This window comes from Streptomyces sp. NPDC033221 (assembly GCF_055577005.1).
In genome coordinates, this window is sequence record NZ_JBVIQN010000024.1 from 115,055 (window position 1) to 141,587 (window position 26,533).

At 70.8% G+C, this 26,533-nt stretch carries 23 protein-coding genes and 2 pseudogenes; 12 read left to right on the forward strand and 13 right to left on the reverse strand.

Annotated features, from left to right (window positions below):
- Positions 1-183 precede the first annotated feature (183 nt).
- On the reverse strand, positions 184-1,359 hold the full coding sequence (locus tag ACZ53K_RS27760) for a sensor histidine kinase (protein ID WP_468841580.1): 1,176 nt from the start codon (positions 1,357-1,359) through the stop codon (positions 184-186).
- Positions 1,360-1,370: 11 nt separating this feature from the next.
- Complete coding sequence (locus ACZ53K_RS27765; protein ID WP_468841582.1) at positions 1,371-2,024, reverse strand: response regulator transcription factor; 654 nt, start codon at positions 2,022-2,024, stop codon at positions 1,371-1,373.
- 169 nt (positions 2,025-2,193) lie between these two features.
- On the opposite strand from ACZ53K_RS27765, the gene ACZ53K_RS27770 reads away from it, so the two are divergent.
- On the forward strand, positions 2,194-2,718 hold the full coding sequence (locus tag ACZ53K_RS27770) for a hypothetical protein (protein ID WP_468841584.1): 525 nt from the start codon (positions 2,194-2,196) through the stop codon (positions 2,716-2,718).
- A gap of 455 nt (positions 2,719-3,173) precedes the next feature.
- The gene (locus ACZ53K_RS27775) at positions 3,174-5,222 is read left to right on the forward strand and encodes a transglycosylase domain-containing protein (RefSeq protein ID WP_468841586.1); all 2,049 of its coding nucleotides are present in this window, start codon (positions 3,174-3,176) and stop codon (positions 5,220-5,222) included.
- A gap of 84 nt (positions 5,223-5,306) precedes the next feature.
- Here the strand turns inward: ACZ53K_RS27775 and ACZ53K_RS27780 are convergent, their stop codons facing one another.
- Both ACZ53K_RS27780 and ACZ53K_RS27785 read right to left on the reverse strand, forming a co-directional pair.
- The gene (locus ACZ53K_RS27780; protein ID WP_468841588.1) at positions 5,307-6,581 is read right to left on the reverse strand and encodes a polysaccharide deacetylase family protein; all 1,275 of its coding nucleotides are present in this window, start codon (positions 6,579-6,581) and stop codon (positions 5,307-5,309) included.
- 181 nt (positions 6,582-6,762) lie between these two features.
- Positions 6,763-7,896 carry an amidase domain-containing protein gene (locus ACZ53K_RS27785; protein ID WP_468841590.1) on the reverse strand — a complete coding sequence of 378 codons (1,134 nt, stop codon included), beginning with the start codon at positions 7,894-7,896 and terminating at the stop codon, positions 6,763-6,765.
- A 226-nt stretch (positions 7,897-8,122) separates the two neighbouring features.
- Here ACZ53K_RS27785 and ACZ53K_RS27790 point away from each other — a divergent pair, with 226 nt between their 5' ends.
- Entirely contained in the window at positions 8,123-10,513 is a 2,391-nt protein-coding gene (locus ACZ53K_RS27790; RefSeq protein ID WP_468841592.1) for an ATP-binding cassette domain-containing protein, read from the forward strand.
- Between the two features lie 36 nt (positions 10,514-10,549).
- Here the strand turns inward: ACZ53K_RS27790 and ACZ53K_RS27795 are convergent, their stop codons facing one another.
- From ACZ53K_RS27795 to ACZ53K_RS27810, 4 genes and pseudogenes are all read right to left on the reverse strand, one after another.
- The gene (locus ACZ53K_RS27795) at positions 10,550-12,181 is read right to left on the reverse strand and encodes a carboxylesterase/lipase family protein (protein ID WP_468841593.1); all 1,632 of its coding nucleotides are present in this window, start codon (positions 12,179-12,181) and stop codon (positions 10,550-10,552) included.
- A gap of 56 nt (positions 12,182-12,237) precedes the next feature.
- Positions 12,238-13,801 (reverse strand): annotated as a pseudogene (locus ACZ53K_RS27800) (alpha-amylase family glycosyl hydrolase).
- A gap of 159 nt (positions 13,802-13,960) precedes the next feature.
- Positions 13,961-14,578 carry an HAD family hydrolase gene (locus ACZ53K_RS27805; RefSeq protein ID WP_468841594.1) on the reverse strand — a complete coding sequence of 206 codons (618 nt, stop codon included), beginning with the start codon at positions 14,576-14,578 and terminating at the stop codon, positions 13,961-13,963.
- 41 nt (positions 14,579-14,619) lie between these two features.
- Positions 14,620-15,582 carry a GlxA family transcriptional regulator gene (locus tag ACZ53K_RS27810; RefSeq protein WP_468841595.1) on the reverse strand — a complete coding sequence of 321 codons (963 nt, stop codon included), beginning with the start codon at positions 15,580-15,582 and terminating at the stop codon, positions 14,620-14,622.
- Positions 15,583-15,910: 328 nt separating this feature from the next.
- On the opposite strand from ACZ53K_RS27810, the gene ACZ53K_RS27815 reads away from it, so the two are divergent.
- Both ACZ53K_RS27815 and ACZ53K_RS27820 read left to right on the forward strand, forming a co-directional pair.
- Complete coding sequence (locus ACZ53K_RS27815) at positions 15,911-16,378, forward strand: DUF2269 family protein (RefSeq protein ID WP_468841596.1); 468 nt, start codon at positions 15,911-15,913, stop codon at positions 16,376-16,378.
- A 2-nt stretch (positions 16,379-16,380) separates the two neighbouring features.
- Positions 16,381-16,665, forward strand: coding sequence for a DUF3817 domain-containing protein (locus tag ACZ53K_RS27820; protein WP_468841598.1), 285 nt, complete (start codon positions 16,381-16,383; stop codon positions 16,663-16,665).
- Here the strand turns inward: ACZ53K_RS27820 and ACZ53K_RS27825 are convergent.
- From ACZ53K_RS27825 to ACZ53K_RS27840, 4 genes and pseudogenes are all read right to left on the reverse strand, one after another.
- Positions 16,662-16,763 (reverse strand): annotated as a pseudogene (locus tag ACZ53K_RS27825) (phosphotransferase); the annotation flags it as partial. The gene ACZ53K_RS27820 and the pseudogene ACZ53K_RS27825 overlap by 4 nt on opposite strands.
- Before the next feature lie 205 nt (positions 16,764-16,968).
- Positions 16,969-17,688: a phosphoribosyltransferase gene (locus tag ACZ53K_RS27830; RefSeq protein ID WP_468841600.1), complete on the reverse strand. Its 720-nt coding sequence runs from the start codon at positions 17,686-17,688 to the stop codon at positions 16,969-16,971.
- Positions 17,689-17,829: 141 nt separating this feature from the next.
- Positions 17,830-19,179, reverse strand: coding sequence for an erythromycin esterase family protein (locus tag ACZ53K_RS27835; protein ID WP_468841602.1), 1,350 nt, complete (start codon positions 19,177-19,179; stop codon positions 17,830-17,832).
- The gene (locus tag ACZ53K_RS27840; protein ID WP_468841604.1) at positions 19,169-19,864 is read right to left on the reverse strand and encodes a dienelactone hydrolase family protein; all 696 of its coding nucleotides are present in this window, start codon (positions 19,862-19,864) and stop codon (positions 19,169-19,171) included. Before ACZ53K_RS27840 ends, ACZ53K_RS27835 begins: the two co-directional genes overlap by 11 nt.
- 337 nt (positions 19,865-20,201) lie before the next feature.
- On the opposite strand from ACZ53K_RS27840, the gene ACZ53K_RS27845 reads away from it, so the two are divergent.
- From ACZ53K_RS27845 to ACZ53K_RS27870, 6 genes are all read left to right on the forward strand, one after another.
- On the forward strand, positions 20,202-20,573 hold the full coding sequence (locus ACZ53K_RS27845; RefSeq protein WP_468841606.1) for a VOC family protein: 372 nt from the start codon (positions 20,202-20,204) through the stop codon (positions 20,571-20,573).
- Position 20,574: 1 nt separating this feature from the next.
- On the forward strand, positions 20,575-21,522 hold the full coding sequence (locus ACZ53K_RS27850) for a DNA-3-methyladenine glycosylase family protein (RefSeq protein ID WP_468841608.1): 948 nt from the start codon (positions 20,575-20,577) through the stop codon (positions 21,520-21,522).
- Positions 21,523-21,699: 177 nt separating this feature from the next.
- Entirely contained in the window at positions 21,700-22,164 is a 465-nt protein-coding gene (locus ACZ53K_RS27855; protein ID WP_468841610.1) for a cupin domain-containing protein, read from the forward strand.
- A 101-nt stretch (positions 22,165-22,265) separates the two neighbouring features.
- Positions 22,266-22,655 (forward strand): hypothetical protein, encoded by a 390-nt coding sequence (locus tag ACZ53K_RS27860; protein WP_468841612.1) that lies wholly within the window; start codon positions 22,266-22,268, stop codon positions 22,653-22,655.
- 301 nt (positions 22,656-22,956) lie between these two features.
- Positions 22,957-23,493 (forward strand): VOC family protein, encoded by a 537-nt coding sequence (locus ACZ53K_RS27865; RefSeq protein ID WP_468841614.1) that lies wholly within the window; start codon positions 22,957-22,959, stop codon positions 23,491-23,493.
- Complete coding sequence (locus tag ACZ53K_RS27870) at positions 23,486-24,289, forward strand: MerR family transcriptional regulator (RefSeq protein WP_468841616.1); 804 nt, start codon at positions 23,486-23,488, stop codon at positions 24,287-24,289. The genes ACZ53K_RS27865 and ACZ53K_RS27870 overlap by 8 nt, the downstream gene beginning before the upstream one ends.
- Positions 24,290-24,319: 30 nt before the next feature.
- Here ACZ53K_RS27870 and ACZ53K_RS27875 read toward each other — a convergent pair whose 3' ends face one another.
- A complete protein-coding gene (locus ACZ53K_RS27875; RefSeq protein WP_468841618.1) occupies positions 24,320-24,856 on the reverse strand; it encodes a hypothetical protein in 537 nt (178 codons plus the stop codon).
- 481 nt (positions 24,857-25,337) lie between these two features.
- On the opposite strand from ACZ53K_RS27875, the gene ACZ53K_RS27880 reads away from it, so the two are divergent.
- Entirely contained in the window at positions 25,338-26,384 is a 1,047-nt protein-coding gene (locus tag ACZ53K_RS27880; protein WP_468841620.1) for a DUF2332 domain-containing protein, read from the forward strand.
- The last annotated feature ends 149 nt before the right edge of the window (positions 26,385-26,533 follow it).

The following is a 26,533-nucleotide window of genomic DNA, read 5'->3' on the forward strand; positions in this document are numbered from 1 at the left end:
GGTTATTCCCGTTTGCACGCACGCCGAGCTCCCCCCGTGGAATTACAACGCCGCGCGGCCACATGGTTTCCGGGGCGCGCGGCGGCAGCTCTTGCGGCGAACATACCCGCACCGGACCGGAGCCGCGCAGTGTCCAGACAGCGGAACATTGACGTCCAGAAAGCGGGGGAATTCCCCGTGGCGTCAGTGTGCGACGGGTGGGAAATTGACGCGGATTTCGAGGCCGCCTTCCGGCAGTGCCTCGGCATGCAGTTGCGCGTCGTGGGCGGCCGCGATGGCCGCGACGATCGACAGGCCGATGCCCTGGCCGTCGTGGCCGCCGAGCCGGGTCGCGCGCAGCCGCTGGAACGGCTGGAAGATCAGGTCGAGCTGGGAGGGCAGGACCTCGGGCCCGGTGTTGCGCACGCTCAGCGCGGGCCGGCCCTCGTGCAGGCCCGTCCACACCCGAACCCGCCCGTCGGGCACGTTGTGCCGGACCGCGTTGTCGACGAGGTTGGTGAGCAGCCGCTCCACCAGCGGCGGATCGCCCAGCACGGCGGCCGGTGCCAGGTCGCTGCCGATCCGTACGCCGGGCGGGCCGTCGGTGTCGCGGGGCCGGCCGAGGTATTCGGCGGCCAGCCCCGCCAGGTCCACCGGCACCCGCCGGTCCAGGCCGCGCTGGCTGCGGGCCAGCGTCAGCAGCGCCTCGATCAGCTTCTCCTGCCGGGCGTTGCTGCCCAGCACGCGGACACAGGTCTCCCGCAGTTCGGCGGCGCTCGCGTCCGGGTCGGCGAGGGTGATCTCCAGCAGACTGCGCTCGAAGGTGAGCGGAGTGCGCAGCTCGTGGGAGGCGTTGGCGACGAACCGGCGCTGCGCCTCGAACGCGCCTTCGAGGTGGTCGAGGAGCGCGTCGAACGTGTCGGCCAGATCCTTGATCTCGTCGGACGGGCCGGGCGCTCCGAGCCGCCGGTGCAGGTCGTTCGCCGAGATCGCCTTCGCGGTGTCGGCCATGGTCCGCAGCGGCCGCAGCGCCCGGCCGGCCATCAGCCAGCCCAGCCACACCGACAGGAAGGTCAGCAGGGCCAGCGCGATTCCGGACGAGGTGAGCAGCTTTTCGAGGTAGTCGCTGCGCTGCTGTTGCAACTGCTGCTCCAGATCCACCGTCGGGGCCGGTACGTCGGCGGCGGCGCCGAGGCCGCTGGGCGTCACGGTCGCGGCGGGCGGGGAGGGCGGGTCGACGCCGGCCCACGGTGGCCGGCCGGCCACCAGCAGGTAGACGACGGTGAGCAGCAGTACCCCGGTGACCAGGAAGAGCGCCCCGTACAGCAGCGTCAGCCGCAGCCGGATGGTCCACCGGACCCTGGGGTGTGCGCGGCGCATCCCGGCTCCCCTCAGATCCGGTAGCCGGCCTGGGCGACCGTCTCGATGAGCGGCGGGTCGCCCAGCTTGCGCCGCAGCCGGCTCACGGTGACCTTGACGGTGTTGGTGAACGGGTCGGCGGCCTCGTCCCAGGCCCGCTCCAGCAGCTCTTCGGCGGAGACCACCCGGCCGCCCGCCGCCAGCAGCAGCTCCAGCACCGCGAACTCCTTGGGGCTCAGGTCGAGCCGGGTGCCCGCCCGCTGCGCGGTGCGCTTGCCGGGGTCCAGCTTGAGGTCGGCGTGGCACAGGACCGGGGGCAGCGCGGGCTGGCTGCGGCGCCCCAGGGCGCGGATCCGGGCGACCAGTTCGGCGAAGGCGAAAGGCTTGGGCAGATAGTCATCGGCGCCGCTGGTCAGGCCCTCGACCCGGTCCTCGATCGTGGCGGCGGCCGTCAGCATCAGCACCCGCGCCGGATTGCCCTCGGTGATCAGGGTCTGGCACACCTCGTCGCCGTGCAGGCCGGGCAGGTCGCGGTCGAGGACGACGACTTCGTACCGGTTGACCGCGGTGCGTTCCAGCGCGGCCTTCCCGTCCAGGACGACGTCGACCGCCATGCCTTCCCTGCGCAGGCCCGCGGCCAGCGTCTCCGCGAGATCGCGATGATCCTCCACCACCAGAATCCGCATGGCCCCCACCGTCGGTTCGGCACCGTTGATTGTGATCTTGCGCGGGGGGCGGTTACAGCGGCGTAAGGCCCGGTCGGGGTTACAGGCACTTAACACCCGGTGTTCCGTCGCGGTAACCGCCCGGTTGCTGAACTGGCTTCCAGACACCCAGCGTCCCAGAGGAGTTGACATGTCAACACCGTCCGAAGAGGAAACACCACGCAAGAAGCGCCGGCTGTTCGCCGTACCGCTGCTCGTCGCGGCGCTGGCGGCCGGCGGGACCGTGCTGGCACTCCAGACCACGTCGTCCGCGGCACCGGCCGCCTCGTCGTCGCAGTCCGTCGCCCGGACGGCGCAGGCCTCGTCCTCGGCGTCGGCGTCGAGCGGTACGGGCAAGGCCGCCGGGGACTCGGCGACGCGGGAGCGCCAGGCCGAGGCGTTCACGCAGTGCATGAAGGACAACGGGATCAAGGACTTCCCGGGGATCACCATCAAGGAGAACGGCCAGCTTCAGCTGAAGTCGGGTGGCAACATCAACCCGGTCTCCAAGGCCTACCGGTCCGCGGCCAAGGCCTGCGCGTCGAAGCTGCCGTCGGACAGCAGCCTGCCCAAGGAGCCCGCCGCGGTGACTCCGGAGACCCCGGCGCTCGGTTTCACCTGCACCGAGGACTGCCCTGCCGCGCCCAAGGCGCCGAGTCTGCCTTCTGAGTTCTGACCTTCCGGCACGATGTCCAACCGCCCTCATTGGGCGGTTGGACATTCCCGCCCTGCCCGAATTCAGCGGAATCGGGGCTGTAACCGCGGCGTAACCGCAGGCCCGTCATCATGGAAGTTTCGCACCCCGCTCAGGAATTGCGGACGCTGTTCGAATTACGGGACCCATTCGGCCCCATGGGCATGTCGGTGACCGAATTCACTGTCCTCCCCCCAGGGTCGCCGGAGACCGCGCGGCCCGCCCCGGCCGTCCCCCGTGCGCACGACGACCGGCCGGGGCGCCGCGCCCCGGTCTCCGGCGGGCCCGCCCCTCGGCCGGCCGGCGCGCCGACCGTCATCGGGACCGGCCCGCCGAGCGGCACCACCGCTGTCCGGTCGGCCCGTCGCTCCGGAAATGTAACGTTTCCGTGGCAGAGCAGAACATTCGTACGGGGAGTAATCCCATAGGGTCGAGCGGTGATCGAACGTCGAAAAGGGGCACATGCCCGGGCCACCACACCCTCCGCCGCGGCCGGCCGCTGGTCCGCCCTCGGCCGGTGGTGGGCCGCAAACCGCCACAGACTCCGGCTCCGCCGCCCGGCCTACCCGCGCCCGGGACGCTCGGGCTTCCGGCGCTGGGTGCCCTCCTGGCGCCAGACGCTCGGGCTGACCGGCTCCTTCATCGGCGTGCTGACCGGACTGCTGGCGATCATGTACGCGCGTACCGAGATACCCGCCGACCTCAACGCCTTCGCCACCCAGCAGGACAACGTCTACTACTGGGCCGACGGCACCGAGATGGCCCGTACCGGAGACATCAACCGGCAGGACATGCCCCTCGGCTCGGTACCGGAGAAGGTCCGGTGGGCCGCGCTGGCCGCCGAGAACGAGACGTTCTACTCGGACAGCGGCATCTCGCCCAGCGGCATCATCCGCGCCGCCACCCGGATGGTCACCGGGGGCGACACCCAGGGCGGCTCCACCATCACCCAGCAGTACGTGAAGAACGCCTACCTCAACCAGGACCAGACGTTCACCCGCAAGCTCAGCGAGATGTTCATCGCGATCAAGCTCGACAACAAGATGACCAAGGACGAGATCCTCGAGCGCTATCTCAACACCAGCTGGTACGGGCGCGGCACCTACGGCATCCAGCGCGCCGCGCACGCGTACTACGGCAAGGACGCCTCCCAGCTGAACGTCAGCGAGGGCGCGTTCCTCGCCTCGCTCCTCAAGGGAGCCGCGCTGTACGACCCGGGGCTCGGCGCCGAGCCCCGCGAGCGCGCCGTGGAACGCTGGAAATGGGTGCTGGACCGGATGGTGGCCATCGGCAAGCTCTCCGCGGAGGAGCGGGGCCGCTACACCCACTTCCCCGAGCCGCAGGCCCCGCCCAAGCCCGCCGGGCTGACCGGCCAGAACGGCTATCTCGTGGAGACGGCCCGGGCCTACGTCGGCGCGCACACCGACATCTCCGAGAAGGACTTCGCCCTCGGCGGCTACCAGATCCACACCACCTTCGAGAAGCCCCGGATGGCGGCGCTGTCCAAGGCGGTCGGGGACGTACGGTCCAAGCTCGACCCGGTGAGCCGCGCGGCCGACCGCGACGTGCGCATCGGCGCGGCGTCGGTGACCACGGACGGGCGGATCGTGGCCCTGTACGGCGGTCCCGACTACCTGAAGCAGGGCTTCAACGACGCCAACTCCTCCGTGGTGCCCGCGGGCAGCGCCTTCACCCCGTTCGTCTACGCGGCGGCGCTGCGCGACGGCGTCGAGCGCGAGCGCGGCAAGCCCCGTACCCCCGTCACGCCGGCCACGGTCTACGACGGCGACAACAAGATCACCCTGCGGACCCCGGAAGGCCCGTACTGGGACCGCGCGGGAAAGATCGCCAAGGCGGAGAACGACGGCGGGAAGTCCTGGGGCAGGATCCCGCTGAGGAGCGCGGTCGCGCAGTCCGTCAACACCACGGTCATGCAGCTGGGCATGGACGTGGGCCTGGAGCGGGTCGGCAAGGTCGGCGTGCAGACCGGGCTGCTGGAGAGCAGCCTCGGCGAGAAACTGCCGTCCTTCGCCCTGGGCACCGCCACGCCCAGCGCGATCCGCATGGCCGACGCGTACGCCACGTTCGCGGGCCGGGGCAAGCACACCGAGCCGTACTCGGTCGGCAAGCTCAGGCGCAACGGCGCCGACGTGCCGGTCGGCAAACCGGCCGCCGAGCAGGTGCTGCCCCAGCAGGTGGCGGGCGCCGTGGACGACGCCCTGCGGGAGTCCGTACGCCGGGGGACGGCCACCGCGGCGAAGGCGGCGGGCCCGGACGCGGCCGGCAAGACGGGCACCGAGCAGGACAACAAGTCCTCCTGGTTCGTCGGTTACCGCGGCACCCTGTCGACCGCCGTCTCCCTCGCGCGCATCGACCCCAAGAGCCAGGAGCTGCAGCCGCTGGACGGCATCGGCGGCCGGGCGAAGGGCGCGCTCGGCAGCCCGTACCCGATCGACATCTGGACGCGGTACATGACCGCCAAGTAGCGCCCGCGCCACGGAAAGCCCCCGGCCCGCGCCCCTGCTTCAGGGACGCGGGCCGGGGGCTTTCGTGCGCTCCGGCACCCCGGGCTACTTCACCACCGAGGACCAGTCCGTGATCTGTGCCGGGTCCAGCCCGCGCATCCGCTGCAGGACGGCGGGGTCCTGGACGTCCAGCCAGTCGGCCACCTGCTTGAAGGTGGCGCAGCGTACTTCCTTCTTCGTGCACACCGCCTTCACGACGTCTTCGATGGCCTTCATGTAAATGCCACCGTTCCAGTCCTCGAAGTGGTTGCCGATGAACAGCGGCGCCCGGCTCCCGTGGTAGACGCGGTTGAATCCGTTGAGATATCCGTCCCGGGTCAGCTTCCGCCACTGCTCGTACTTCGCCGGATCGCCCTTGGTGTTGTCACCGGACTGGTTGAAGAGGAAGTTGAAGTCCATGGAAAGGACCTGCTTCTCGCTCTGCGGGTAGGGCAGCAGCTGCAGCGGGAAGTTCCATATGCCGTTCTTCTTCGACGGCCATATCTGAAAGTCGCCGGGTGAGCTGGCGTCGTAGCGCCAGTTGAACCCCTTGGCCGCGGTGAGCAGGTTCTCCTGTCCCTCCAGGCAGGGCGCACGCCCTCCCACCAGCTCCTTCTTGTAGTCGAAGGGCAGCGGGGGCAGGCTCGTGTAGCCGGTGTTCGTCTTCCAGTTCTGGACGAAGGAGTACGACTGCTCGATCTCGCTCTTCCACTCCGCGACGCTCCAGTCGCCGCCGCCCTTGGCCCCGCAGAAGTGGCCGTTGAAGTGGGTGCCGATTTCGTTGCCGTCCAGCCACGCGCTCCGGAGCTGCCGCAGGGTGTCCTTGATGTGCTCATTCGTCGCGTACGAGATCGCCGAAGCGCCCGGCTTGTGCTGCGGCGGCTTGTACATCGTCGCCTTCGCCTTCGGCAGGAGATAGGTGCCGGTGAGGAAGTACGTCATCTTGGCGTTGTTCTCCTTGGCCACCTCCCGGAAATGCGAGAAGAGATGGTCGCCGCCTTCCAGCGCGCCGTCCCAGGAGAACACCACGAACTGCGGCGGCTTCTCACCGGGCTTGAGCTTCGTGGGCTTGGGCTGGTGGGGCTGCGGCCCGGTGTAGGACGTGGAGCCGTCCCCGAGCACCTTGACCTTGCCGTCCCATTTCTCCTCGGGCTTCGGCGTCCCCCCGGCCTTGCCCGCGCCGCCCTCCGGCGGTGCCGGCCGCTGCTGGGCGGCGTCCTTCGAGGGCGCCGCCTCCTTCTTGTCCGCACCCTGGTCTTCGGAACCGCAGGCCGTCAAGCCGAGGGCGAGAGCCGCCACGGTGACCAGAGCCGGCGCGCCGAGCGCGCTCCTCTTCGACATTTCCCTACCCCCTGGCACCAAAACACGTGTTCTGGCCCAAGTATCACAGAGGTGTCATGCCACTCATCAACCCCTGGCCCCCCATATCGCGCCACACCACGGGCCCGGCCGGTCGGCCGGGCCCACGGCCCGCCGCACGGACGGCGGCCGGGCGGCACGACGGGGCCGCCCGGCCCTGCCGTCAGGTGCGGTAGGCGTAGTAGACCGAGTCCGGGTAGGACGCGATGATGCTCGCCACCGACTTCCGGTAGGTGTTGGTCGAGTGGTACGTCAGATACGGCACGCCGTAGCTGCTGCGGTACGTGGTCATCATGGAGTGGTCCTTGGACCCGTCACCGTCGAAGTCCATCTGCATGACGTCGCCGACGTCCATCTGGTAGACGTTCGACAGGCTGGTCACGCGCTGGGAGTTCAGCGCGTACCAGGACCACTCGTTGGCCCCCACCCAGCTGTCGGACTGGTGGTCGGCGTCGTACCACCACTTGCGGTAGTCCGAGGACGCGCCGCCCTCCGTCTTCCAGCCGCCGGCCTTCAGGGCCTGGCTCAGGAAGTTCGTGCAGTCGCCGCCGGCCGCGTTGAACTTGCGGTACTGGGGGTTGTAGTTCCGCCAGTACTTCTCCGAGTACGCGGCCATGGCGGCGTAGTCATAACCGCCGGTCAGCTGCTTCCGGGGCGACGGGCGCAGCGGCCGCGAGGTGCCGGCGGGAAGCGCGCTGGGCATGGTGTCGCCGGCGTCCGCGACCGTCGCGGCCCGCAGCGTCGGGGCGTTGATCGCGCCGGGCCCGTCGTCCTTGGACCGGATCCCCGTCAGTTCCCAGGTGCCGCCCGGGGCCGCGGTGAAGTCCATCTCGTGGCGCGCCTTGAAGCCGGTCGTGGCCGGTTCGTCGCCGCGGATCTTCTTGTACGTGAGCGTGGTGCTCTCGGTGACCTCCACCGTGGCGTGCCGGCCGCTGAGCCGGGTGCCGTCCACGGTGACCTGGGTGTCGGCGGCGGTGTACGCCTCCCCCAGGGCGGCGAGCCGCTGCTTGCGGGCCCGCAGCGAGGACACCCCGGCGTCCTCCGCCCGCGCCAGGCGGGCCGACAGGTGCACCTGCTTGCGGGGCAGCGGGGCTATTCGGCCCGAGCGGCTGTCGAGCAGCGCCGCCGTGCGCTGCGTCAGTACGGCGTCGGCGGTACGGCTGAAGGTCTGCGTCGTCGTCCGGTCCACGCCGGCGGTACGCGGCGCCGCCGCGGCGGACGAGGCGGGCAGACACATGGCCGCCGCGGCCACGGCGAGCACCGTGCCGACGGCGGATCTGAGGATCGTTGATTTCACGAATTTTCCCCTTGTCACCCCGGCCCACCCGGGCCGGGCAGGGAATCTTTACACAAAAAGCCCATCAGCGGATCACTGGGCCGAAGGAAACGGAACCCGCCGTTCGGCCGGGGCCTCGCGCGGTCGGCCGAATCGATCACGAATCGAGAAGCGCGGAACCCCGCCCCGCAACTAGCGTCATGCCGGAGAGACCGCGCAGGCGGCCCCCGCCACAGAGGGAGACACGATGAGCAAGGCCGTAGGACCGGACCCGCAGTCGCCTGCGCCGCACGTCGCCGACCGCCACGACCTGATCCGTGTGCACGGGGCGCGGGAGAACAACCTCAAGGACGTCAGCATCGAGGTCCCGAAGCGCCGCCTGACGGTGTTCACCGGTGTCTCCGGCTCGGGCAAGAGCTCACTGGTCTTCCACACGATCGCCGCCGAGTCACAGCGGATGATCAACGAGACGTACAGCGCCTTCGTGCAGGGCTTCATGCCGGCGCAGGCGCGGCCCGAGGTCGATGTGCTGGAAGGGCTGACCACCGCGATCATCGTCGACCAGCAGCGGCTGGGCGCCGACCCGCGCTCCACGGTCGGCACCGTCACCGACGCCAACGCGATGCTGCGCATCCTCTTCAGCCGGCTCGGGCAGCCGCACATCGGCTCGCCCGGCGCGTTCGCCTTCAACGTGCCCTCGGTCCGGGCGAGCGGCGCGATCACCGTGGAGCGCGGCGGCAAGAAGGCGGTGAAGGCGACCTTCAGCCGTACCGGCGGCATGTGTCCGCGCTGCGAGGGCCGGGGCACGGTCTCCGACATCGACCTCACCCAGCTCTACGACGACTCCAAGTCGCTCGCCGAGGGCGCGTTCACCATCCCCGGCTGGAAGTCGGACAGCTTCTGGACCGTACGGGTCTATGCCGAGTCGGGCCTGCTGGACCCGGACAAGCCGATCCGCAGGTTCACGAAGCGGGAGATGCAGGATTTCTTGTACCGGGAGCCGACCAAGGTCAAGGTCGAGGGGGTGAACCTCACCTACGAGGGGCTGATCCCCAAGATCCAGAAGTCGTTCCTGTCCAAGGACCGGGAGGCGATGCAGCCGCACATCCGGGAGTTCGTGGACCGGGCGGTCACCTTCCAGACCTGCCCCGAGTGCGACGGCACCCGGCTGAGCGAGGCGGCCCGGTCGTCGCGGATCGCCGGGACCAGCATCGCCGACGCGTGCGCGATGCAGATCAGCGACCTGGCCGCCTGGGTGAACGGCCTCGCCGAGCCCTCGCTGGCACCGCTGCTCACGACGCTCCGGCACACCCTCGACTCGTTCGTGGAGATCGGCCTCGGCTACCTCTCGCTCGACCGGCCTTCGGGCACCCTGTCGGGCGGCGAGGCCCAGCGCGTCAAGATGATCCGCCACCTCGGCTCCTCGCTCACCGACACCACCTACGTCTTCGACGAGCCCACCACGGGCCTGCACCCGCACGACATCCAGCGGATGAACAACCTGCTGCTGCGGCTGCGGAACAAGGGCAACACCGTGCTCGTCGTGGAGCACAAGCCGGAGACGATCGCCATCGCCGACCACGTCGTCGACCTCGGCCCCGGCGCCGGTACGGCGGGCGGCACCGTCTGCTTCGAGGGCACCGTCGAGAAACTGCGCACCTCGGGCACCGTCACCGGCCGCCACTTCGACGACCGGGCCGCCCTCAAGGAGACGGTACGCAAGGCCACCGGCGCGCTGGAGATCCGCGGCGCCGCGAAGCACAACCTGCGGAACGTCGACGTGGACCTCCCGCTCGGGGTGCTCTGCGTGGTCACCGGCGTGGCGGGTTCCGGCAAGAGCTCACTCGTGCACGGCTCGATCCCGGCCGGCGCGGGGGTGGTATCGGTCGACCAGACGCCGATCCGCGGTTCACGGCGGAGCAACCCGGCGACGTACACGGGGCTGCTGGACCCGATCCGCAAGGCGTTCGCGAAGGCCAACGGCGTGAAGCCGGCCCTGTTCAGCGCCAACTCCGAGGGCGCCTGCCCGCAGTGCAACGGCGCCGGCGTCATCTACACCGACCTGGCGATGATGGCCGGTGTCGCCTCCCCCTGCGACGAGTGCGAGGGCAAGCGGTTCCAGCCCTCGGTGCTCGAATACCGGCTCGGCGGGCGCGACATCAGCGAGGTGCTCGCGATGCCGGTGGCCGAGGCCCAGGAGTTCTTCGGCGACGGCGAGGCCCGTACTCCGGCGGCCCACCGCATCCTCGGCCGGCTCGCGGACGTCGGGCTCGGCTACCTGAGCCTCGGCCAGCCGCTGACCACCCTGTCCGGCGGCGAGCGGCAGCGCCTCAAGCTCGCCACGCACATGGGCGACAAGGGCGGTGTCCACGTCCTCGACGAGCCGACCGCCGGCCTCCACCTCGCCGACGTCCAGCAGTTGCTCGGCCTGCTGGACCGGCTCGTCGACTCCGGCAAGTCGGTGATCGTCGTCGAGCACCACCAGGCGGTCATGGCGCACGCCGACTGGATCATCGACCTCGGTCCCGGCGCCGGCCACGACGGCGGCCGGATCGTCTTCGAGGGCACGCCCGCCGATCTCGTCGCCGCCCGTTCCACGGTCACCGGCGAGCACTTGGCGGCCTATGTCGGCGCCTGACCGCCGCCCGCACGCGGCGGGCCGGACCATGTCGCTTCACGGAAGCCGGTGCCAGAATTCCAGCGCGTGCTCCCCGGCGTAATCGACCGGCGCGATGCGGTCCGGCGACAGCGCCTGTGTGTACGGGCGTGCGTCGTCGTGCCGGTAGGGCAGCCAGGCCGGCAGGCGGGGCCCGTTGGGCGTGCCCGTGCGGGCGAACGCGGCCCACTGGTCCGTCATCGTGTCCGAAAGCCACCGCTGCGCGGCCGTGAAACGCCGCTGCGCCGCCGCCTCCTCGAACAGGTACGGCGTATCGCCCGCGTGATAGGCGCCGAAGTCGAAGCGGCCGGGCAGCGGGAGGTACAGGGGCGCGTTGCGGTCGGCGAATTCGTAGGCGTACGCCGGGACGCGCCGTGCCAGCGCCGTGTGCTGGGCGTGCGTTCCCCGGGCCCACATCCGGTCGGTGACGACCGCGGACCATGCGATGGCCGGTGACGGGAACGCCGTCAGCGGGTACGCGGCGCGCACCCGCTCGGCGTGGCCGCCGAACGCCGTCGCGAGGGACCGGTCGTAATCCTCCTTCGTAAAGGGCTTGTTGACGGCGTCGTACAGCATCCCCACGAAGGTCCGGTGTTCGTCGCGGGTCGCACCGGAGAGCACCGGCACCCGGTGGAAGCGGCCCGCGCGCAGGGCGTCCGGCGGGAGTTCCGGCAGGGTCTCGTTACCGTAGGCGAACACTTGGAAGGCGTTCATGATGTACGGGACCTTGAGGATCTTCTTGACCGGCAGGGCGCGCAGGCACCGCAGGGTCCGTGCGGGCTCGGGCGCCGCGCAGCCGAGCGGGGCGGTCATCTCCGCGCTGATGTCCTCCATCTCCCGGGCCGAGCGCCAGACGAACCACGGGTAACCGGGTACGCCGGGCCCCATCGCCCCGGCCGGCATGTCCATCATGCCCTCGCCGCTGGACAGGGCGGCCCGGTGGAACAGCCCCCGGGCCCCCGGCGAGGTGAGGTGTCCGGTGATGGCGGATGCGCCGTACGAGGAGCCCGCCACCGTCACGTTCCCCGCGTCGCCGCCGAAGACGCCCGCGTTGCGGCGCACCCAGCGCAGCGCGGCCTGCTGGTCCTGGAGGGCGAAGGTCCCCGAGCCCTTGAGGCCCGGGTGGGCGAAGCCGCCGAACACTCCCAGCCGGTAGTTGACCGTGACGACCACGAGACCGCGGTCCGCGAGCCGCCGCGCGTCGAAGAAGCTGCCGCCGCCAACCGAGCCGTCACCGTGGATCCACACCAGTACGGGCGCGGGGCGCCGTACGCGGGCGGGCGTGGTGACGTTGAGGACCAGGCAGTCCTCCTCCTCGCTGGACACCCGCGCGTACGGGGACGGGACCTGCGGACACAGCGGCCCCGGCCGGGTGGCGTCCCGGGCCCCGCGCCACGACGCCACCGGACGCGGGGCCGCCCAGCGAAACGCGCCCTTGGGCGGTCCGGCGTACGGAATGCCCTGGAAGATGCGGTGCCGGGCGGACCGGACGCCCCGTACCTGACCGGTGTCGATCCGTACGGTGACGCTGTCCTGCACGGCACCGCTCCCCGGCCGCGCGCCGCCGGGTGCGGCCGGTGCCGCGGCCCCCGCGCACAGAAACGCCACGAGCGCCGCGGCCCCGGCCATCCTCCTGGGACGTGTCCTCATGAGCGTTCTCCTCCCAGCAGTGGCACAAGGCCGCGCGGCCGCGCGACGCGCACCGGTCATGGAGGAAACGGCGGCGGTGATCCCACGGACACGGCCGCCCGCTCCACGCCCTTCTCACCCGAGCCCCGGTGCGTCGCCGTACGGACCCAGGCCGTCGTCCACGGCGGCAGCAAGCCGCCGGTGACCGGTGCGGAGGACAGCAGCAGGGTGCCGTCGGGCAACGGCTTCCGGCTGTCCGACAGGTTCGTCAGACAGTGCCAGCCGCCCGAGCGGCGGAAATGCAGCAGCCCTTCAGCTACTGATTCGGGGCCGCTGACCCACTCCAGGGCCTCGTCGTCGAGCAGTTCACGGCGCAGCCGCAGTGCGGCGCGGCAGGCCCAGTTCCTCGCCCTGGTAGAGGTAACCGGCGCCGGGCAGCGCCAGCATCAGCAGGGTCGCGGCGAGCGCCCGGCGCAGCCCGTACTCCCGTTCGAAGGCGGGTGCCAGGCCGTCGGACAGCAGCCACGCCTCCTCGTCACAGCCGTCCGGCAGGCCGTGCCGGGAGGCGTGCCGGATCACGTCGTGGTTGGAAAGCACCCAGGTCGCCGTGGCTCCGGCGGCGCGGGCGTCGGCGAGCGCGGTGTCGATGGAGGCACGCAGTTCACCGGCGTGCAGGGCCGTCGTCAGGAAATCGAAGTTGAAGGCCTGGCCCAGCTCCTGCGGGGTGGCGTAGGCGGTGCGGCGGGAGTTGCGTACCCACGCCTCGGCGACCGCGACGCGCGGCGGGTCGTACTCGTTGAAGACCTTGCGCCAGTCGCGGAAGATGTCGTGCACCTCGTCGCGGTCCCAGAAAGGGTGGCTGCCGTCCTCGGGCAGGTCGTCCGGTTCGTACGCCTCGACGCCGCCGGTGTCGCGGAGCGGCGCGGTCAGGTCCTTGGCCAGGCCGTGTGCCACATCGACGCGGAAACCGTCCACCCCGCGGTCGGACCAGAAGCGCAGCGTCGTGCGGAACTCCGCGTGCACCTCGGGGTTGTCCCAGTTGAAGTCCGGCTGCTCCGGGGCGAAGAGGTGGAGGTACCACCAGCCGTCGGGCAGCCGGGTCCAGGCGGGGCCGCCGAAGCAGGAGGCCCAGTCGGTGGGCGGCAGTTCGCCGTGCTCGCCCTTGCCTTCCCGGAAGACGTACCGTTCGCGCGCGGCGGACCCGGAAGCGGAGCGCAGCGCCTCCTGGAACCACACGTGCTGGTCCGAGGAGTGGTTGGGCACGATGTCGACCATGACTTTCAGGCCCAGCCGGTGTGCCTCTGCCACCAGCGCGTCGAAGTCGTCGAGGGTGCCCAGGCGGGGGTCGACGTCACGGTAATCGGCGACGTCGTAGCCTCCGTCGGCGAGTTGGGAGGGGTAGAAGGGGCTGAGCCAGACGGCGTCCACGCCCAGGCCGGCGAGGTGGCCGAGCCGGGAGGTGACGCCGGGCAGGTCGCCGATGCCGTCGCCGTCGGAGTCGGCGAAGCTGCGGGGGTAGATCTGGTAGGTGACGGCCTGCCGCCACCAGTCGCGGTGGACGCGGCCGGCCGTGCCGGTGCCTGCGGTGGGGTGCTGTGCGGTCACCTGGCTGCCTTTCGGTTGGTGGTACGGAGGAGTCATGCCCGTGACGAGGGAACGGCGGAAGACCATGCCCGGCGAGCCGATGGGCAGGGTGGCCGCTGCTCCCGTGGATATCGTCCCGTACCGGACAACCCGGCGTACGTGCTGAGCGCCCGACCTGCCATTCCAGCCGGGCGGCCGCCACTCGAACCGGCCGCCTCAACCGAGCATCGGCGCCAGCACCTCCCGCAGTTGACCGATGTGCCGGTAGTGCAGCCCTGTCATCCCGATCGCCCCGGCCGCCGCGACATGGCCGGCGGTGTCGTCGATGAACAGGCAGCGCCGCTCCTCCGCTCCGGCCCGCCGGGCGGCCGCCCGGAAGAGGCGGGGGTCCGGTTTGGCCGCCCCGAATTGTGCACTGTTGACCACCGCGTCGAACGCTTCCCCCAGGCCCGCCCCGGCGAGGTAGGTCTCCAGCCGGGTGGTGGCGTTGGAAACCAGGACCACCGGCACCTTGCCGCGCAGCTCGGACAGGAGTTCCACGACATCGGTGTCGACCTGCCCGGTGAGCGCGCTCCAGGCGGCGACCAGTTCCCTGGCCCGCTCGGACGAGCCGCAGGCCGGGGCCAGGGCCTCCGCGACCCGGCACCGCCACTGTTCATCGCTGCACTGCCCGGTGACGGCCGGCAGCAGCAGCTCGTCGCCGAACGCTGCCCCGGCCAAGGTCCCTTCGGCCAGCCCCCAGGAACGGTCCAGTGCGGACATCCCGTCGGGGTCCCACAGATGTACGACCCCGTCGAAGTCAACCAGCACAGCGTCGAACGGCAGTGTGTCCATGCCACTCGATCATGCCACCCGATCGTGTGACCGCGCCCCGTTCAGGACGCGTTGGCGCGGCAGGACGAGCGGAAGGACGAGCGATAGGACTGCGGGGTGACGCCGACGACACGCTTGAACCGTTCCCGGAAGGCGGTGGGCGATCCGAAACCGGACTGGGCCGCGACGCGCTCCACACCGTACTCGGTGGTCTCCAGCAGGAACTGCGCGCGCCGCACCCGCGCCCGCAGCAGCCATTGCAGCGGCGTGGTGCCCGTCTGCTCCCGGAAGCGGCGGCTGAACGTCCGCTCACTCAGCCCGCTGTGCGCGGCCATGTCCGCGAGGGTGATGTCCTGGTCGAGGTGGTCATCGAGCCACGCCAGCACCGGCTCCAGCAGGGAACCCTGTGGTACGGGCGGCCGGGCCTGCACAATGAACTGCGCCTGCCCGCCCTCGCGTTCCAGCGGCGTCACCGCGAACCGCGCCGAGTTGGCCGCGACCGCCGAGCCGAAGTCCCGGCGGATGAGGTACAGGCACAGGTCCAGCCCCGCGGCGGCCCCGGCCGAGGTCAGGATCTGGCCGTTGTCCACGTACAGCACGTCCGGCCGTACGTCGATGCGCGGGAACCTCTCGGCCAGCTGGTCGGCCGCCACCCAGTGGGTGGTCGCGCGCAGCCCGTCCAGCAGCCCGGCCTCGGCGAGGATGAACGCGCCCGTACAGATGGAGACGATGCGGGTGCCGGCGGCCGCAGCCGCGCGCAGCGCGTCGCACACCTCCGTACCCGGAGGAGCGGCGCGGACCGAACAGCCCGGTACGACGACCGTGTCCGCGTCCCGCAGCGCCTCCAGACCGTGCGGGGCGATGAGCGTGAACGTTTCGGTAATCACCTGGGGCTGCGGCGCGCAGACCCGGACCCGGTACGGGTGGCCCCCGTCCGCCAGCCGGGTGCTCGCGAACACCTCGATCGGGGTCGCCATGTCGGCCGTCACCACATGGTCCAGGGCCAGTACCGCCACCGTATGCATGGGGACACGGTAAGCGAGCGCCCACGACCACGAACAGCCAGGTCAGGGAGGTGTGCCGGCTTCGGCTCCAGGCGGGGGCGCGGTGGCGGGAACCCGTTGGAAATTGTCGTTTCAGCCCATGGGGGACCGGTGGCTGCCCGTCCTAGCCTTGCGCTGCACGTTGCCGGGCGGTGGTGCGCCAGCACGCCGCCCGCGCCTGAGCTGAAGAAGGAAACACCCCTTTCATGCCTGTTTTCATGCCTGTTTTCGTGTATGCCGACCGCGTTCCCCGCGCCTCGGCTGCCGCCGCTCCCCCGGCCTCCCGGCACGCACGGTCCGGAGCCGGCCGGTGACGAAGTTCCTCCTCGCCGTGCACGTCCTGGCCGCGATCCTCGCCGTCGGCCCGGTGACGGTGGCGGCCAGCATGTTCCCCGCCGCGGTACGCCGGGCCCAGACGTCCGGGCCGGACGCCGCCGCACTCTCCGGCGTCCGGCTGCTGCACCGGATCTGCCGCGTCTACGCCGGCATCGGCCTGGCCGTACCGGTCTTCGGCTTCGCCACCGCCAGCAGCCTGGGCGTCCTCGGCGACACATGGCTGATCATCTCGATCGTGCTCACCGCCGCGGCGGCAGGCATTCTCGCGCTGCTGGTCCTCCCGGGCCAGGAGGAGCTGCTCGGCCGGCTCGACGGCGCCGGGTCCCCGGTGGAGCACAGCGCCACCGCGCGGCTCGCGATGTTCACCGGCGTCTTCAACCTGCTGTGGGCCGTCGTGACCGTCCTCATGATCATCCGCCCCGGTTCCACCACGGGAGCGTGACCGTGCGACGCGACAGACACCTCCTCCGTATCGCCGCCGCCGTCGAACTCGTCTCGCTCGTCGTCCTGCTGGGCAACCTCGCGACCGCGCACCTGCCCGCCGTCTCCTCCCTGACCGGCCCCGTCCACGGCTGCGCCTACCTCTTCACCGTCGTCGCCACCGCCCGAGACCGGCGCCGCACCCCAACCGCCGTCGGTCTCGCCCTGCTGCCGGGCATCGGCGGACTACTGGCCGTACGACGCCTGACACCGGCCACGGAACGGCCCGGTCGGGCTCCCGCCGCCTAACCGGCCGGCGCCGCGGTGATCTGACGGGTGGTCTGCGCGGCGCCCCGGGGTTCGGTGGCGGCGTACGAGACATGGGCGTTCAGGCCGGTGGCCGGCGCCCGGGAATTCGGCTCCGCCCCCGTTCCCCACTCCGGCCCTGGCTGCGTCATCCGTTCGTTCCCCGGCGCCCTCCCCCGCTCTTCTCCCGGTCGCCAAGTGCGGCTCCTGCCGTCGGCCCGCTCCGTACGCGGACGGTCCGGGCGATCCCACTGCGCCTCGACCCGGCCTGTCGACCACTTTCCGGGCCCCGCGCCCCTCGCCCTCTCACGCCGCGGAGGACGCGGCGCGCAGCACGGCGATCACTTCGTCGTCACCGACCTGGCTGAAGTCGTCGTACCACTCACCGACCGCCCGGAAGTGGTCGGGTTCGTGCAGGACGAGCACCCGGTCGGCCTCCTCGGACAGGTCCGCGACGGCATTGCGGGAGCCGACCGGTACGGCGAGCGCCAGGTGCGCGGGCTGCCGGCGGCGCAGATGGCGCAGCGCGGCGAGGGCGGTCAGGCCGGTCGCGAGGCCGTCGTCGACGAGGAGTACGGTCCGCCCGGTGATACGGGGTTCGGGGCGGCCCTCGCGGTAGAGCTCTTCCCGCCGGTGTAGTTCGGCGCGTTCGCGTGCCACGGACGGGGCGAGCCGGTCCTCGGCCAGGCCCAGGAACCGCAGGGCCCGGTGGTCGAAGACGGGCTGTTCCTCGTCGACGATGGCGCCGATGCCCGTCTCGGGCGAGCCGGGTACGCCGATCTTGCGGGCCACCAGCACGTCGAGGGGCGCCTGGAACTCCCGGGCGATCTCCGCGGCCACGGGCACGCCGCCGCGCGGCAGGGCGAGTACGAGCGGGTCGGCCGCACCGTACGGCCACGTCACGGCGCCGGGGGCACCGGCCGCGTGGTCGGGTACCCCGGCCGCGGCGTGCTCGGCGTCGTCGGCCGGGGCGTGCAGCCACTGGGCGAGGGCGCGGCCCGCGTGCCGACGGTCGGTGAAACGCATGGTTGCTCCTTGCCCTCGGTCGTCGAGGGACGCCGAGAGGACCTGGTGGCTGAAGGAGACGGATCACTGGCCGGTAGCAGTGGCCGGCGATACTGACCAGTGGCCATGGCCGGCATCACTGCCCCATGGCCGTGGCCGGTGTCACTGGCCGGTGGGCCAGGTCTCCTCCTCGCCGGTGGCGGGCGGTTCGGGGTGCAGCGGGGTCAGGGCGTGGGTGCGGTCCAGGTACAGGAAAGCGTCGTAGCGCTGGGCGAGCGTGGTGGGTACGTAATTGGCATACGCGTCCTGCTCCGGCCGGTAGACGACGCCGATGGCCCGGTGGTCGCGTCGCACTCCGGCCCAGCCGGCCGGTGCCCCGGCCTCCGGATGCAGGCCGGTGCCGGTGTCCCGTGGCGGGAAGACGAACAGTGCCCGCTCCTCGGGCAGCGCCTGGTGGAGCAGTTCTTCGACGCTGCCGGTGCGGGCCTCGGGGATGCGCAGCGTCCGGGCCGGCGCTCCCCAGCGGCTGCCCGCGACGACCGATCCCTGGTACGAGCCGAAGCCGACGAGCACGACACCGTCCGCGGCGTGCCGTTCCCGTACCACCTGGCCGATGTTGATCATCCCGGCCGGGGCCATGGCCGTGGCCCGCGCGTCGCCGACGTGGGTGTTGTGTGCCCACACCACCGCCTTGGCGCCGGGGCCGTGATGTGCCGTCAGGCGGTCCAGGGTGTCGGCCATGTGGTGGTCGCGGATGTTCCACGACTCGGGTCCGCCGTGAACCATCGCCCGGTAGTAGCGTTCCGCTCCGGCGAGGGTCTCGGCGTTCTGCAGCGCGGCGAGGTCCGCCACGGACGAGGTGTCTTCCGGCCGCCGGGCCCGTTCGCGCAGGGCCACCAGGAGCCGCACCACCTCGGGTTCGCATCCGGAGGGCAGCGTCCGGGTCGCCAGGGCGTACGTCTGCGGGTCCTGCCCGTACGGTTCGAGGCACCGGTACGCCTCTTCCGCCTGTCCCACCTGGTCCGGGTGGTGCTCGCCGAGGTAGCCCAGCACCGCCTCCAGGGACTCCCACATGCTGTAGACGTCCAGGCCGTAGAAACCGACCCGCTCCCCGGGCGGCAGGCCCGTGTTGTGTGCACGCAGCCATCCGGCGAAGCGCGCCACGTCCGTATTGGCCCACATCCAGCGCGGCCAGCGGCGGAAGCCCTCCAGGGCTTTCTGCGGGTCCTCGGGCGCGCCGGGTGCCGCGGTCACCGAGCAGTGCAGGTCGAGGCAGTCGGGCCAGTCACCCTCGACTCCGACGAAGGCGAACCCTTTCTCCGCGATCAGCCGCTGCGTCAGTTGGGCCCGCCACCAGTAGTGATCGGCGGTGCCGTGCGAAGCCTCCCCCAGGAGGACGTAGCGGGCGTCGCCGATCCGGTCCATCAGCGGGTCCAGCGTGGCGGCGTCCGCCAGCGGCAGGGCGGTGTCGAGAATCCGCGTCAGGTCGGAGTCCAGCGGTTCAGCCGCCATCGCCGCCCCCGGAACCGGGCGACCGGGAGGACTCGGCGGCGGGCGCCGGCGGGTGCAGGAACCACTCCCGCGCCGATTCGGTCACCTGCTCCAAGGTGCCGGGCTCCTCGAACAGGTGCGTGGCTCCGAGCACGACCTCCACCTCGCAGGGCGCGTGCATCTTCGAAGCGGCCTCGCGGTTGAGCCGCAGCACCTCGGTGTCCAGCTCTCCGACCAACAGCAGCACCGGCGCCCGTACCTGCTCCAACGCCTCCCCCGCCAGGTCGGGCCGGCCGCCCCGGCTCACGACGGACCGGACCCGGGCAGGCCGCCGCCCGGCCGCCACCAGGGCGGCGGCCGCGCCCGTACTGGCGCCGAACAGGTGCAGCGGCAGGCCCCGGGTGGCCGGATGCTCGCACAGCCAGTCGACCGCCGCGACCAGCCGCTCGGACAGCAGCGGGACGTCGAAGCGGTACCGCTCGGAGGCGGCGTCCTCCTCCGCCTCCTGCGCGGTCAGCAGATCCGGCAACAGGGCGGCCAGACCGGAGCGGCGCAGCGCGAGGGCGACCGCGCGATTACGGGGACTGCGCCGCGAACTGCCGCTGCCGTGGGCGAAGAGCACCACGGCCCGCGGCGAGTCCGGCAGTTCCAGGTCGCCGTCGAGCACCACCCCACCGGGTGCGGACACCGTTTCGTGCGTAGTCACTGCGTCCTGTCCTCGCCTTGTTCCGTCGTTCGGCCGCCCGGCCATCCGACCGAGCGCCTGCGCGGTGATTCCCCGCCGCACCACACCGCGCCAGGCCGGGCCACAGCGGCCCCGGCACTCACCGTACGCGCGCCCTGCCGTGACCGGAGGTACCGCTCCGGTCAGTGTGTCGAGCGTGGCGAACGGGCGCGGACGCAGACGCGGGGGCCGGTGCAGGCAGCAGCGAAACACGCCCATGTCAACACTTTGACATACGGGTCGCTCCGGACCTAACGTGACCCATGTCAAACCTCTGACACCACATCACGCCACGCCACCCCAGGAACTGAGGATCACCATGTCTGTCACCGTCGACGGCCCCGACTTCGTCGCCCTCCAGGTCCGCGACCTGGAAGCGGCAGCAGTCTTCTGCGAGCAGCTCCTGGGGATGCGCCGGGCCGCCGTCTCGCCGCCCCACGCGGTCGTATTCGACACCGAGCCGACCCCGTTCGCCGTCCGCGAGCCGCTCCCGGGAGTCAACCTCGCCGAGGCCTCGCGCCCCGGCCTGGGAGTGGTGCTGTGGTTCCGGACCCCGGACCCCCGCGAGCTCCACGACCGGCTCACCGCCGCCGGGGTCACCATCCTGACCCCGATCGAGGAAAGCCCCTTCGGTCCGAAGTTCTCCTTCGAGGGCCCCGAGGGCTATATACTCACCGCGCACCGGGGCTGATATGCCCACGGTTTCCCTCACCCCCGCCGGCCCCTTCTCACTCGCGTCCGGCATACGGTTCCTGGAGAGCTTCACTCCCGCGAGCCATACCCCTCCGGCGGACGGAATCCTCCGCCTGGCCTTCCCCTCCGACGACGCAACCTCCGTGGTCGCCGCCACCGTCCAACAGAACCCGGCAACAGACGGCGGCACAAGCACCCTGCAAACCACATTCACGCTCCATCCCGACACCCATACCGACGCGGATACCGACGCGGCCGTACAAGCCCAACTCGCCCGCATCCTCTCCCTCGACATCGACGGCACCGGATTCCCGGCCCTTGGCGCGGACCCCGTGATGGCCGAACTCATGGCGCAATACCCGGGATTGCGCCCGGTGTGCTTCCACTCACCCTATGAAGCCGCCGCCTGGACCATCATCGGGAACCGCATCCGCAAGACCCAGGCGGCCGCCATCAAAGCCCATATCGCCCGCCGGTACGGACACCGTATGCACATCGCCGGCCAGACCCTGCACGCATTCCCCACACCCGCCGTCCTGCGCAACCTCACCCACATGCCCGGACTGACCGACCTCAAGGTCCAGCGGCTGCACGCGCTGGCCGAAGCCACTCTCGACGGACAACTCGACGCAGCCCGTCTGCGCGCCCTGCCCGCTGACTACGCCCTCGCCGAACTGCGCGCCCTGCCCGGCATCGGTCCCTTCTCCGCCGAACTGATCCTCATTCGCGGAGCAGGCCACCCCGACGTCTTCCCCCGCCACGAACCACGCGTCCACCAAGCCACCGCCGCCGCATACGGGCTCGACGCAGCCGCAGCCACCGACTTCACCCACCTGTCCAAGATTGCCGCGCACTGGAAGCCCTACCGCAGCTGGGCCGCATTCCTGCTCCGGGTCCACGCCCACGACACGTTCCCGCCGGTCCCCACGCACCGTGACAACAAATAGCCCGCGATTATCGCCAAGTGCGTCCAGCGCATTTGCCCCCTCCAGGCCCAAGAACAAGCCAAGTTGGTACACCATGTGGTGTGAGTCCTCAACGCGGGCAATCATTGAGTAATCAATCAATGTGACTCCGTCGAACCGGCCACCGACCAGGGGCCGCGCGTCGGGAGGGGGCCTCACATGAGCATCGCTCTCGTACGGAACCCGGGCGACGGCCCGGACTTCCGCTACTACCGGAGCGTGATCGAGCAGGTCGTGACCAGCGCCGAGACGAACGGAGCGGTCACCGTCATGCGCCTCACCGTGGGCCGCGCGGACGCGCCGCCCTTGCACAGCCACCTTCGGGAGGACGAGAGCTGGGTGGTCCTGTCCGGCCGCGTCCGGTTCTGGGTCGGCTCGACCTCGCTCGACACGTGCGGTGTGCACGATGCCGAGCCCGGCGCCTACATCTACGGGCCCCGATCGGTCCCCCACACGTTCCAGGCCATCACGCCGGCCGCGGAAGTCCTCGTCATCAACAACCCCGGAGCCATCGAAGACTACTTCCACGCGATCGGCCCCGCCGACGCGCGCAGCGACGCCGAACACACCGACATCCTGAGGCAGTACGGAGTGGTGCTCTTCGATGACCCGCCTCCTGCCTGAGGCTTGTCCCGTATAAGGGCGCGAGCTGGGGGTTTGCCTGACAGTACGGTCGTCGGGTGGAGTCGAAGAGGATGAACGAATGTCCATTGCACGGAGCCGGTGTGCTTCCCGGGTACCTGGTCGGGCGACGTCTTGAGCAAGTGGTCGCCTCATGGCACCGATACGGCGCGGCGGATCCATCCGGCCCGCTGGACGTGTGGCTGATCGACGACGAGGCTGTCGCCACGCACGTCACGACCGGTTCGGACTGGTGCCTGATCGTGGAGACGACAGCCCCCTTCGCGGGATTCGACATGGCGGAGTCAGGTCGCATTGAGGTGACGCCGATCAGGGGCGAGACCCCGTTCGCTGCTCACCTCGGCGGAACGATACTGGCAGTCAGCGAAGAGGGGGACCCGGACAGCGGGCGGCTCGCGCTGGAGATCACCTTCGGCGCTGGCCGTGTCCGCTGCGAGAACTGGTCCGGGGGTCTCCGCCTGTCCAGCAAGTAGTCAGCACGTCGGCACGCGCGGGAGCCGTATGAGGATCCCGCCATGGCTGGGTGCGATCACGGCGTCGTCGCAGCCGCCCTTGATAGTCCCGTTCACCGGACTGAGGCGCCCCGAGATCGCCGATGAAATGCGGCGCGGGCGGCCGTGAGGCCTGCCGCTGGAGGACCGGGTACCGCTGATCGCTACGTATCGGGTACGAACGTGACGCTGCTCCCGCTTGCCCTGGCCGCACCGTCGCGACAGGGCGAGTTGTACGGCCCGGCTTGACCCTCACGTTGCGTGAGGCCGGAGAGTGGGGCTCATGAGCGACTACTACAACGCGTTCGAGATCAGCCCCGTGCCCGCTCCCGGCCCGGATGCGGTTCCGCCGGAGCCGTTTCGTGGGATTTATGGAATGCCCGCGTTCGTGACGATCCCCACGAGCGATGTGGCGGCGTCGATGGACTTCTGGATCCGTGGGCTCGGGTTCTTCGAGCTGTTCAGCATTCCCGGCAAGGTGATACATCTGCGCCGTTGGGCATTCCAGGACGTACTCCTGGTTCCGGCGGCGAGCGTTCCGGAGCAGACGCCGGCGATGAGCCTCAGCTTTGCGTGCGTGCTCAGCCAGGTCGATTCCCTCGTCGAGGCTTGTCGTACGTTGCGCCCGGACTCGGTCGACGGGCCGCGGGATACTCCCTGGAACACCCGCGACGTGACGGTGACGACCCCCGAGAACGCACGGATCGTTTTCACCGCGGCGAAACCCTTTGATCCCGCCAGTCAGGAGGCAAGGAACCTTGCAGCCGTCGGTATCACCCCGCCGGACGGCGGCCGCGGTGACAATACGGAGCATGCATGATGCCACCGATACCGATGGCCTGACCGTTGGTCAGGTCTCGACGCGCCTGGGCGTGACAGTCCGCGCGCTGCACCACTGGGACGAGATCGACCTGGCGCGGCCGTCGCTGCGCACGGCTGCCGGGTACCGGCTCTACACCGCTGGTGATCTGGAACGCCTATACCGCATCGTCATCTACCGTGAGCTCGGTCTCGGCCTGGACAAGATCCGGGCTGTCCTGGACGACTCCTCAGCGGATGTGCTCGGCACACTGCGCGCGCAGCGCACCCAGGTTGCCGAGCGGATCGATCGTTTCCGGCAACTCAGCACCGGACTGGACCGGATGATCGACGCCCACGAGCGCGGCCTGCTGCTGACCGTCGAGCAGCAGGCCGCGATCTTCGGCCCCCAGTGGAATCCGGAATGGCCGGCCCAAGCCCGTCAGCGTTACGGAGATACGGCGCAATGGCTGCAGTACGCCGAGCGTTCGGCCTCTCGCGGCCCGGAGGAATGGCAGGCCATCGCCGATGCCATGGCCGGCTTCGAGCGCGCCCTCGGGGACGCGATGGACGCCGGCGTCACACCTGGTAGCCCGGAAGCGAATCGACTCGTCGAGTGGCACCGCGAGGTTTTCGCTTCGTACTTTCCCCTCACCCGGCAGATGCAGGTCTGCCTCGGCCGCATGTACGAGGCCGACCCGGAATTCGCCGCCCACTACGACGGTATTCGCGCCGGCCTTGCCACGTGGTTCCGTCGCATCATCGACACCAGCGCACGCGCGCACGGCATCGACCCCGACACCGCGATCTGGCGGTGATGAGGCGTGTCGGGTGCACGGTGAACGCTTTCAGCGTCCGGGTGTTGTGCGATGGCGGTAGGAGTGTGCGGCGATGAACAGGCCGATGCCCCACACCAGGAATTGCGGGATTCCGTAGACGACGATCCAGGGGCTGAAAATGCCGTCATCGTTGAAGTCGTTGACCGTCCGTGCAGCGGCCCAGACGGTGTAGAGGAGGAGGAAGGCCGAGACGGCGAAGGCCGTGGCGGTCAGCGTTCGGCGGTGGACTCTGTGCCCGGCCAGGAGCGGAGTCCAGCTCGGGAACACCAGGCCCCACGGCCGGACCAGGCTCAACGCCAGGATTCCTGCCAGCAGGGCCAGTCCGCTGAGTACGAGAAGGTACGGGCCGCCGCCGACCGCGTACCACTCCCGGAACTTCTCCTCGTTCGCCCAGAGGGGAATGCCCAGCGCCCAGATCGCGTGGATCGGAATGAACCCGACGGTCGCGGAAAGCGCCGACGCATAAGCGGCTCGTACGGCCCATCGGGGCGGGGGCGGGACCTCGGCAACGGTGTCTTCTGAACGGGAAATGGCGAATTCCGACATGGCCTGGTTCTCCTGATGCGGTGGAATGGGGTGATCAAGAGGAACGGTTCCATGGCCGGTATTCCGGAGCATCGGGCCCGGGGCTGACGCTCACTCATCTTCTGAGGTGGTCGAGGCACCGAGCCGCTCCCCCGAGCGGGGGAGCCGGTCTCCTCCTCATCCGCCTACGACCCGGTCGGTACGCGCTTCACACCGCCGGACGGCGCCGTCGTCACCGTGCCGGATTCCGCGGGGGTGTGGCCTCGGGCGTCGGAGCCGGGGCCGGGGGCCCGCGGTTCCCAGGCGCTGTACGAGGTGGTCCGGCACGCCGTCCCGCACGTCATTCAGGGCTTCACAGCAGCGTCCCGCTCGCCTCGGTTCGCCCAACGACCGGCCTGTCCCTCCCTCGCGGCAAGCCCCATCGCCGTCTTAGAATCGCCGGATGCCAGGGCCGACCGCACAAGACGCCACCCCCAAAGGCAGGGCGCGCACCCTCGCTCAGGTGTACCGACGCTTCGCTGAGGGCGTCGCCGCCGGGACATCGCCGCTGTACGAGCACATCGCCGTCGCCCTGAGCGAGTCCGACGAGGCGCTGCGCGCCATCGAAGCTGCGCCGGCGCGCAGGCGGCACCCCACGGTGATTCTCGCCGCGCTGCACGACCTCGCCCTCGCCGGGCGCGCCCCGGCGCTGGCCGCGGCCTATTCCGCCGCGGACGGTGAAGCCGCCGCAGGCGCGGCGATCGACACGCTGCTGCGCATGACCGACTCGGTCGTGACCCTCGCCGCGCGTCGGCGGACACGGGCCGATGAGACCGGACGCGGCGCCGTGCTGTACCCGGCCATCGCCGAGGCGGCACATCGGGTGGGCGCGAATGCGGTGGGGCTGATCGACGTGGACTGTTCGGCCGGGCTCGATCTCCACGTCGATCGTGTCGGCATCACGTACGGCAACGGGCAGGCGCTGGGCGATCCGTCGTCACCCGTGCACTTGTCGGCTTCGGTCGTGGGAGACCGGCCCGTTCCGACGCGGGCGATGCCCGAGGTCGTCGCCAGGGTCGGCATCGACCTCGACCCGGTGGATGTGACCGACGCGGATGACGCCCGGTGGTTGCGCGCCTGCCTGTGGCCAGATCAGCCGGATCAGCCCGAGCGGGCCGCGAGGCTCGAAGCGGAGATCGCGTTGGCGGCGACGGCTCCTCCGCTGCTGCTGCGAGGTGAGGCCGTCGAGGTGTTGCCCGACGCTTTCGACCGCGTGCCCGCGGACGCCCTGCCCGTCGTCACCACGACGTGGTCGCTGTCGCGCTTGCCGCTCGAAAGCCGCCTGCGTTTCCTGCACCGCCTCGACGAAGCGGCGGCGGGCCGGCCGGTGGCGTGGGTGTCGGCGGAGGGGGTCGGAGTCGCGCCGACGATACCGTCCCTCGGCGATCGCCGCGCCTCCGGCCACAGCATCATCGGCCTGGCGGTCTTCGGCGGGCCGGCTCTGCACGCCGAGGCCCTTGGCCGCTGCTGGTCGCGGGGCCGCTTGCTGGCGTGGTTGGCGAACTCTTAGAGCGCCTGTCAGGTCCTGTCAGGGCCTGGACAAAGCCTGACTGGCGTCCGACAGGGGGTCAGCCGATGGGGTTGACGAAGGTGGCGGGGTGGGTGGCGCCGTCCTGGTGGGTGAGGGGGCCCCAGGGCCACTTCAGGGTCAGGGAGGTG